Raw genomic sequence first — 9,648 nt, 5'->3', positions numbered from 1 at the left:
GCTGTCAGTCGATCTGGCCGGTCAGGTTGAAGTCGTCCAGCGTGCGCTTCGCGATGTCCCGCATGGCGGGCTTGGTGTTCTCCGCGCCCGGCTGGTAGGCCCCGATGCTGATGATGATCCTGTCGGGCAGCCGCCACGACTGCACCGTCATCAGGCCGCCCATGCGGTCCAGCCACTGCCGCGTCAGCTGCTGGAAGGCCAGTCGTCCGGTGACGTATTCGGCGTCGGTGCCATCCAGGCGGCACACGACCGCGCCGAGCTCGCCGAGATTGGAGCACAGCACGGGCAGATCTTCGCCGAGCACCGCATCGTCCACCTCGCCCAGCCGTTTCAGCACGCGTTTGGGTACGAACGGGATCAGCGGAGCCAGTAGCGCCGCGTCGTTGGGTGTTTCCGGCATCGTCTGCAGCGCGTGCTTGATGGCGGCGCGCAGTTCCCGCAGATCCGTCGTCACCTGCGACGTGTCGACGCTGACCCGAACAAACGACACCGCGTTCGCGCGGGTATCGCCGTCGGTGCGGGTGCTCATCGGGAGTTGCAGCATCACGGCGCCATCGCTGGCACGGCGGCGGCCGATGTGCTCCGCGAATTTCGCGACGAACCCGGCGACCAGCGTCTTGCTGGTGCCGCCGAGCGCCTGCGCACGGGTGTCCCAGTCGTCGAGCTCGACCAAGACGGTCACGTTCGGCACGACGACGAAGCCGTCCGCGGCCGTGGCGGTGTTGCGTTCCGTGCGGGCCCGGGGTCGCTTTGTCCGGGATCGGGCGATGTCCTGCCGATGCGCACGGCCCTGCTTTGCCGCCGCAACAACGGCCCGGGCAACCTCGGGCGCTTGCCGCGCCGTTTGGCGGGCATCCTCGACCATCGCGCGCAGTCGAGTGCGTGAATGTGGCAGCGGATAGCCAAGATCGAGCCTGTTGCCCAGAATCGCATCGAGTATCGATAGCACCAGCCCGAGACCGTCGAGGACGTAGTGCGAGATCAGCAAGCTGAATCCGGTCGAACCGTCGGTGAGCGGGAGCACGGCGAGATGCCAAGTGGGCCCCCATTCCGGATCGACCGGGACTTGGGTGCGTTCGTCAGCCCAGTCGCTGAGTTCGGAACGGGGGCGCGGGTTTTCGGCGATATCGATATCCGAGGGTCCGCGATCCAGGACCCACCTGTACCGGGCAAACGGCAGCGGGGAGCGTTCGACGCGCCGCCCTAACAACCCGTATCCGAGGTTACGGTTGAAGCGCCTCAGCCCGTCCAGATCGATGGGGTGCTCATAGACTCCCACGACCTGCATGACTTGTTTGGGGCCGGTCACACGCTGGCCGGTGAACAAGGCCTGGTCCACGTAGGTAAGCCGATTGTCCGGCCGGGTGGCGCCGTTCGCTGCCCGACTAGTCAAAGACGTTCGCGCGGAAAGTATCCGGGTCGGCACCGATCACCTCGCCGCACATGGTTCGATTTTGCGGAGTGTCGGCATGTAGCGATTATTCATGCTGTTCCATCAACTCATACGCTCTTTCGGTGTTCATGTCTTGAGCGCTTGCCATCCTCTCGCTCAGCAGTTCTGCGAGGCCGCGGATCGTACCGATGTCGGCGAGGTCGGTGAAAGTGATGCGTATGCCGGTTTCGGATTCGATGCGGGTGCGTAGTTCATGAGCGCCCAGCGAGTCCATCCCGTATTCGGAGAGCGGCCGGTCTTCGTCGACGTTGCGACGCAGGATCAGGTTGACCTGATCGGAGATCACCCGCCGCAGTCGGGTGGGCCACTCGGCCAACGGCAACACATCCAGCTCGGCACGCAATTTGGTTGTGCCGGTTGTCTTTTGGTCTTCGGTGAAGGCCAGGGCGAACGGACTGTGCTGGGCGGTTGCGGCCAGCCAGGCGGTCGCCAGATAGCCGGCGTGGCCGCGGTCGTAGCGCAGCAGTGTTTCGAAGGCGTAAGCGCCCTCGTCGGGGGTGATGGCGTCCCACCGGTCCCAGGCGATCGCGGTGGCGGGCAGGCCTTGGGCCCGTCGCCACAGGGTGAAGCCGTCGAGCCAGCTGTTGGCCGCCGCGGCGGCACCGTGTCCGGCGGCGCCCACCAGCGCGGCCGCCGAGGAGAACACGCAAAACCAGTCCAGCGGGTGCCCGGCGGTGGCGTGGTGCAGGTTCCAGGCGCCGCCCACCTTGGGCGCCCACGTCCGCTCGATCAGCTCGTCGGTCAGGGTGGTCAACGTGGTCAAGGGGGCATCCTCGGCAACCGCCGCGGTGTGCAGCACCCCGCGTAAGGCAAGACCGCTGGCCGTGGCTGCGGCCACCAACCTGTCGGCGGTGGCCGCTTCAGCGATATCGGCGAACTCCACCACCAGGTCGGCGCCGCCGGCACGGATCCGCTCGATCTCCCGAGCATCGGCAGGCGGCTGGGAGCGGGAACACAGCACGATACGACCGCAGCCGGCATCAGCCATCCGTGCCGCCAGCAGGATGCTAAGGATTTCGAGGCCACCCGGACCGTCGGTGACGATATAGGCGCCGTCGCGCCGAAACACCGGGGCCTGCTCCGGTGGCACGGTCACGAGGCTGCTCCCGGTCCGCGGAATGTCGAGCACAATCTTCCCGGTGTGCTGGTCGCTGCTCAGCACCCGCATGGCAGTCGCGGCCTCCGCCAGCGGGTAGTGCCTGCTCTTCGGAACCGGTAGCACGCCTTCGGCGGCGAGCCGGTAGACCGTGCTCAACAGCGTGTGCAACCGATGGGGGTGGCTCTGCGCCAGCACCGCCAGATCCAGGGCATAAAACGTGAGGTTGCGTTGCAAGGGCGCGCGGCCGAGCCGAATGTCGCGGTGGATGTCGCGTTTGCCGATCTCGACGAAGCGGCCACCGTGCGCCAGCAATTCGAACCCGGCGCGCTGGACGGCACCGGTGGCCGAGTTGAGCACGACATCCACACCGTAGCCGTCGGTGTCGTGGCGGATCTGCTCCGCGAACGCGATGCTTCTCGAATCGTAAACGTGCTCAATCCCCATGTCGCGCAGCAATTGTCGGTGTTGCTCGGTTCCCGCGGTAGCAAAGATGTCGGCTCTGGCAGCGCGGGCGATGGCGACGGCCGCCTGCCCGATGCCGCCGGTCGCGGAATGAATCAACACCTTCTCGCCGGCCTCGATGCGGGCCAACTCGTGCAGCCCGTACCAGGCGGTGCCGCCGGCGGTGGTCACCGCGGCCGCCTGTTGTTCAGACAGCCCGCCCGGCAACGGAACTGCCAGTCGGGCGTCACAGGTCACAAACGTGCCCCATGACCCGCTGGGGCAAAGACCGCCGACGCGATCGCCCACTCGGAGCCCTGCCACCCCAGTGCCGACGGCGGTCACCACCCCGGCGAAATCGCTGCCCAGCTGCGCCCCGTCGCCGTAGCGGCCAGACGCGACCAGCGCATCGGCGAAACTGACGCCCGACGCGCTGACGGCCACCTCGATCTGGCCGGGACCCGGCGGAATCCGTTCGCACGCAACCAGTTCCATGCTGTCCAAATCGCCCGGGGCGTGGACTCGCAGCCGCATCCCAGCGCGGTCGTGGTCGAGCACGGCGGTCCGTCGCTCGTCGGCGCGCAGCGGGCTGGGCGACAACCTCGCCGTATACCATGCGCCGTTGCGCCAGGCGGTTTCGTCTTCCGCGGATCCGACCAGCAGTTGGGCTGCAAGTTGTTCGGCGTCGACGTCGGTGTCCAGATCGATCTGAGTGGCCTGCAAGTGGGGGTGCTCAGCGCCGGCCACCCGGATCAAACCCCTGAGCCCAGCCTGTTCCAGGTTCGGCGTCTCGTCGGCGAGTACGGCGTGGGCGGAGCGGGTCACGACATAGAGCCGAGGCCAGTTGCCAGGCAGATCACTGAATTCGCCGGTGATGCGTGTCAAATGCCTCACCTGCTCGCGGCCACGCTGCGGGAATTGGTCACCCGCGTCGCGCTTCTCCGGCTCGGTCAAAACAACCACACCGGTAAACCCATTGCCAAGCAGCAGATTCCGAAGATGCTGGCTGCTGGAGGCGTGGTCGGCATGCGGCGGCCAGCACATGGTGGTGCATTGCGCGCCATGACTTTTCAGGGCGTCCGCCAAGGTGGTTGCAAGCACATCGGCGATGGCGGCAGTGCTGATCAGCAGCCAGGTACCGGCGTCGGCGTATTCGACGTCGGGCAGTTGTCGCGGCTGCCAATCCATCGCCACCAGCCGCTCGGCCAGCACGCGGTCTCTGGCCTCTTTCGCCGAGACTCGGGTGCGCAACCGCAACCCCGCTACGACGACGAGGACCGCGCCGTGCTCGTCGAGCAATTCGAGGTCGGCCTCGATGGAGGAGTCGTCGGCTCCGGTCACTCGGGTGTAGCAGTAGTGGGCGTTGCGGGCCGTGTCGTAGGCCCGCAGCCGCCGGATGCCCAGCGGCAACGCCGGGGCGTCCCGGTCGCTGGACTCGACGCCGGGATGAGCGGCAACGCTTTGAAAACAAGCGTCCAGGAGCACCGGATGCACGTCGAAAACATCTTGCTGCGAGCGGATTTCGCGTGGCAATGCGACCTCGGCCAGCACCGTGCCAGCTGCTGCATCGCCGGTGTGGACCATGCCCAGACCGGTGAACGCCTCATCGCGGCCAGTCGGATGCGCGGCGAGAAGTGCGGCCATATCGTGCGCAGGTGGCTGCTCGTCCGGCGCGGCGTAAAGGGCTGCCGTCGCGCGCCGCACATGTTGCGCACCGTGGTTGGTGGCCACGGTGAAGTCCACGACGCCCGGCGATACGACAGACGCCTCGGCGTCGAAGGTGGTCTGCTCCTCCAGTGGCCGCTCATCATGGAAGCGGATGTCGCGGACCTCGGCCTCCTGGCCCAGCACAGTGCGTGCCGCCACCACCGCCATCTCGCAGTAGGCCGCCCTGGGAAGCCGTGCAGCAGAAGAGGTTTGGCCATCGCTAAGCCAGGGCGCGGCCGCGGTACCGACCTCCGTCTGCCACACGTGCCGTTCCGGCTCCTCGTGCAAGCGCACATGCTGGCCCAACAGTGGATGGACGGAAACGGTGCAACCGGCGTGGCCGGGGGAGGCTTCCTGAGTGTCCCGGTCCAACCACAGCCGCCGATGCGTCCACGTCGGCAGCGGCGCATCCACCAGCCGCCCACTGGGATAGAGCACCGAGAAGTCGACGGCGGCGCCCGCACTGTGCAAATCCGCCAGGAACCCCCGCAGCCCATGCGGCAACTCCTCGTCGCGGTGCAAGCTGGCCAGCGCGGACACCGAGATATCGAGGCCGCGGGCGTTTTGCACCAGGGCGCGGTTGAGCAGGGGATGCGGTGCCAGCTCGGCGAAAACCCGGAAGCCGTCCTGCAAAGCCGCCTGGACCGCCGCGGCCAGCCGCACCGTGCGGCGCACATTGTCCACCCAGTACCGGGCCCCGCATACCGGCTGCTCATGGGGGTCGAACAGGCTCGTCGAGTAGAACGGGACTGCCGGTGTCCTCGGGGCGAGATCTGCCAGCGCCTCCGCCAATTCGTCAAGGATCGGTTGAACTTGTGGAGTGTGCCATGCCAAATCGGCGATCACCTCGCGCGCCAGCACTTCCCGCGCCTGCCAGGCCTCCACCAGTTCGCGCACCGTCTCGGCCGGCCCGCCGATCACCGTCGACTCCGGTGAGGCCACCACCGACATCGCGACGCCCTTGATCCCGTGCGTCATCAACTCCGAAAGCACTTGCTGGGCGGGCATTATCACCAATGCCATGGCACCGGACCCGGTGATGCGGGACATCAACCGCGAGGTGCGGCAGACGACGCGGACCCCGTCTTCCAGGGACAGCGCCCCCGCCACCACCGCCGCGGCGGCCTCGCCCAGCGACTGTCCGATGATCGCGCCCGGGCGCACTCCGTAGGACTCCATCGTGGCCGCCAGCGCGACCTGCATGGCGAACAGCGTCGGCTGGACCCGGTCCACACCGGTCACTACCTCGGGCGCCGTCATTGCCTCGGTCACCGAAAACCCCGACTCGTGGGCAATCAGCGGCTCGGCCGCCGCGACGGTCGCGGCAAACACCGGCTCGCTGGCGAGCAGGCGCGCGCCCATCGCCGCCCATTGTGAGCCCTGCCCCGGAAACACCCACACCGGACCGCGGTCATCGCGTCCGGGCGCGGACGGGTAGGACGTATCGCTGTGGGCGATCTCGCGCAACCGAGCCAGCAGCTCATCGGTGCTGCCGGCGACGACCGTCGTGCGCACCGGCCGGTGCCCGCGCCGGCGGGCAAGGGTATAGGACAGGTCCGTCAGCGCAGCGTCGTCATGTGCTTGCACCCAGTCGGCCAGCCTGTCGGCGGTGCGGCGCAGCTCGTCGGCCGAGGTGGACGACAGCGGAAACAGCAGCGGCGCCCGGTCGGGCAGTGACGCCGCGTGGGTTTCGGCGGGCTCGGGGGCTTGCTCCAGAATTGCGTGAGCGTTGGTTCCAGAGAACCCGTAGGCCGAGACTGCCGCCCGTCGCGGTCGGTTATCATCGCTCGGCCACGGTGTATTGTCTTGCGGCACATAAAGGTTGGTCTTGGTTGGGGCCAGCTCGTCCGGCAGGCCGGAGAAGTGCAGACTCTGCGGGACCATGCCGTGTTGTAGTGCCAGGACCGCCTTGATCAAGCCCAAGGTTCCCGAAGTCGATTGGCTATGCCCGAAATTGGCCTTCGCGGAGGTCAGTGCGCAGGGGCCGTCGATGCCGTAAACCTCTGCCAGGCTGGCGAATTCGATCAGGTCGCCCGGTGGCGTGCCGGCGCCGTGGGCCTCCACCATGCCGACCGTGTCGGCGTCCACGCCCGCAGCGGCCAACGCGGCCCGATACGCGGCGACTTGCGCCGACCGCGACGGCGTGCTGCTGTTCGCCGTACGACCACCGTTGTTCACGGCGGTCCCGCGCACCACAGCCAGGATTCGGTCACCATCGTGCAGCGCATCCGGCAGCCGCTTGAGCAGCACCATCGCGCAACCGTCGCTCGGCACGAATCCGTCCGCGGCGGCGTCGAACGCCTGGCAGTGGCCGGTCGGAGACAGCATGCCACCGGCCGAATCCGCGGCGTATCGGCGTGGGTCCAGCGTGAGGGAAACGCCGCCCGCCAGCGCCAGATCGCATTCGCCTTCATGCAGGCTGCGGCATGCCATGTGCACGGTGACCAGGCCGGACGAACATGCGGTGTCCACCGATATCGCCTGACCGCGCAGGTCCATGGCCTCGGCGATGCGTCCGGACGCCATGCTGTGACTGTTGCCCAGGAAGCCGTGTGGCCCGTCCAATGCGTGTGCGTCGGCCGCCACCAACAGATAGTCGTCGTGCGTCAAACCCACGTACACGCCGGTTTGCGAACCGGCCAGATCGGCGGGGTCGAAACCCGCGTGTTCCACTGCCTCCCAAGAGGTTTCCAGCAACAGGCGGTGCTGCGGGTCGATCGCGGTAGCTTCGCTCTCGTCGATGCCGAAGAATTCGGCGTCGAATCCGGCGACGTCGTCCAGGAACGAGCCCCACTTGGACACCGACCGTCCCGGCACCCCGGACTCGGGGTCGTAGTATTCCTCGGCATCCCAGCGGTCGGCCGGGATTTCGGTGATCAGGTCAGCCCCGCGCAGCAGCGCCTCCCACAGCCGCTCCGGCGAATCGATTCCGCCGGGAAGGCGGCAGGCCATGCCGATGACGGCAATTGCGGTGACGGGTTCGGCGACCTCGGGCGAAGAATCCGGTGAACCTGGGCGATGCACACCATCATCGATCGCTCGAGATGGAACCATTCCGCCTCCTACAGCATGACTACCTGGCCTTTTCCGCCTTCCGACGCAAGACGCGGCAGCTTGTCGGCTACCCAGGTTGCTACATCACGCCCGATTGATGGCCTCCCCGAGCCGGGCCGCCGGCGGCCTGGAAGCAGAGGGAGGGTATTACGCACCGCGTGAGGGCTTATGGATAACTGATCGGGTTGTTACCCAATCGTGATGTGGCTGAACTCGGTGCGAGGGTCGCACGATTGACGCTGTGCGCCGTGTTGGTGCAAGACATTGGGCTGTCGGGAATGACGTCATGCGAGCCCGCACGGATCGACGGCTTAACCTGGCTGGTGCAGCAGCTGCGCAGTACCGGGCCGCAGGTCCTGTTGCTCGGGCCGACCCCGGCTCCACGCGCAGTGGTGCCGGTATGCCGGTCCGGACATTTCGATTACGCGACCGCCTGCTCGCCGCCGCGGTCGGCGGCGGTGAACGAACGCGGCGTCAGCCGACCGCACACTCGCCGTCGATTGACGTGGTACGGATTGTCGGCGATTCGCAGCGGTGCGAACTTTGTTGAAACCCCGGCTTGTCCTGTTGGCTTCCAGTATGGTTTGGAAGGTTTGAGTCAGCTCGACTAGGTGCTTTAGGGGAACTGTGAGCGTTAACCCGTTCGACGACGACAATGGCACGTTCTTCGTCTTGATCAACGACGAAGAGCAGCACAGCCTGTGGCCGACTTTCGCCGATGTCCCAGCTGGCTGGCGGGTGGTTTTCGGTGAAGCCGATCGCGCAGCGTGCCTGGATTACATCGAACAAAACTGGCCAGACATACGGCCGAAGAGCCTGCGCGACCGGCTGGCAGCGCAGCGGGCCTCTGATAACTAAACCGTTTGGTCGGGGTCTGATACCAAAATCTGATACCAAAAGAAAGGCGCTTGCACTAGCGCGGGGAGCGCCGGGCACAGCGTGCAGTACATGTTCTGCCGCAGCGAGAGCGAGCCATCTGAGTGCGCTGGTAACCGACACCCGCGTCGGTCTCTGATTCACGCGCCTATCCAGCGGTGGACGCGTAGGACAGGCCATTTTCAAAAAGGCAATTTCGGCGTTGGCGCAACGATCAGGTCCCGGCAGGTCCGCGAGTCAACAACCGAAAGTCGGCGTCTAGACGGCTTGCGCGGGCGCCAGCCTTTCGTACAGTACCTCTGCCAGATCGCGAATGGTGGTTGCAGAGACTTTGCCGGAAGTGAGGCTTATTCCGGTTTCGGCCTCGATGCGGGTACTGAGTTCCAGGGCGCCGAGTGAGTCGACGCCGTACTCGGCGAGCGGACGGTCGAGATCGATGTTGCGCCGCAGGATCACGTTGACCTGGTCCGAAAGGAAGCGCCGCAGCCGGGCGGGCCACTCGGCGGGGGGCAGTCCGGCGAGCTCCGCGCGCAACCCGCTTGTGCCCGTTGGGTTTTGCCTGGCGGAGCCGAGAATTTCGGCGAAGGGGCTGTGTTGGGCCAAGGCGGTCAACTGCGGGCTGCCCAGGAATTGCGCATACGCGGTGAAGGGGCGGTCGTGGCGCAGCAGTACTTCCAACGCGTGAGCACCTTCCTCGGGAGCGATCGCCCCCTCGCTGTCCTCGGCCAATGCGGTGGCACGGCCGATCTGTGCCCAGGGGCCCCAGGCGATGGCGGTGGCCGGTAGGCCCTGGGCGTGTCGCCAGCGGGTGAAGGCATCGAGCCAGCTGTTGGCCGCGGCGTAGGCGCCTTGTCCGGGCGAACCGACCAGGGCGGCGGCCGAGGAGAACGAGCAAAACCAGTCCAGCGGCTGGTCTGCGGTGGCGGCGTGCAAGTTCCAGGCGCCGTAAACCTTTGGCGCCCAGTCACGCTCGATGAGTTCGTCGGTGATGTTGGTCAAGGTGGCGTCTTCGACCACC

The 9,648-nt window shown here is 66.7% G+C and carries 4 protein-coding genes; 1 reads left to right on the top strand and 3 read right to left on the bottom strand.

Features of this window, described 5'->3' with window-relative positions; genetic code table 11:
* Nucleotides 1-4: 4 nt before the first annotated feature.
* Both AC5Y2L_RS16025 and pks2 read right to left on the bottom strand, forming a co-directional pair.
* Entirely contained in the window at nucleotides 5-1,426 is a 1,422-nt protein-coding gene (locus AC5Y2L_RS16025) for a hypothetical protein (RefSeq protein WP_499936830.1), read from the bottom strand.
* A gap of 52 nt (nucleotides 1,427-1,478) precedes the next feature.
* Nucleotides 1,479-7,754, bottom strand: coding sequence for a sulfolipid-1 biosynthesis phthioceranic/hydroxyphthioceranic acid synthase (gene pks2 / locus AC5Y2L_RS16020; protein WP_499936831.1), 6,276 nt, complete (start codon nucleotides 7,752-7,754; stop codon nucleotides 1,479-1,481).
* Between the two features lie 627 nt (nucleotides 7,755-8,381).
* Here pks2 and AC5Y2L_RS16015 point away from each other — a divergent pair.
* Complete coding sequence (locus AC5Y2L_RS16015; protein ID WP_499936835.1) at nucleotides 8,382-8,612, top strand: MbtH family protein; 231 nt, start codon at nucleotides 8,382-8,384, stop codon at nucleotides 8,610-8,612.
* Nucleotides 8,613-8,888: 276 nt separating this feature from the next.
* Here AC5Y2L_RS16015 and AC5Y2L_RS16010 read toward each other — a convergent pair.
* The coding region (locus AC5Y2L_RS16010) for a KR domain-containing protein (protein WP_499936836.1) at nucleotides 8,889-9,648 on the bottom strand (760 nt) is incomplete at its 5' end.

The sequence above is a fragment of the Mycobacterium sp. NGS66 genome (genome assembly GCF_059812225.1).
Note: the sequence above shows the minus strand (reverse complement) of the source record. Positions and strands in the feature narration are given on the sequence as shown.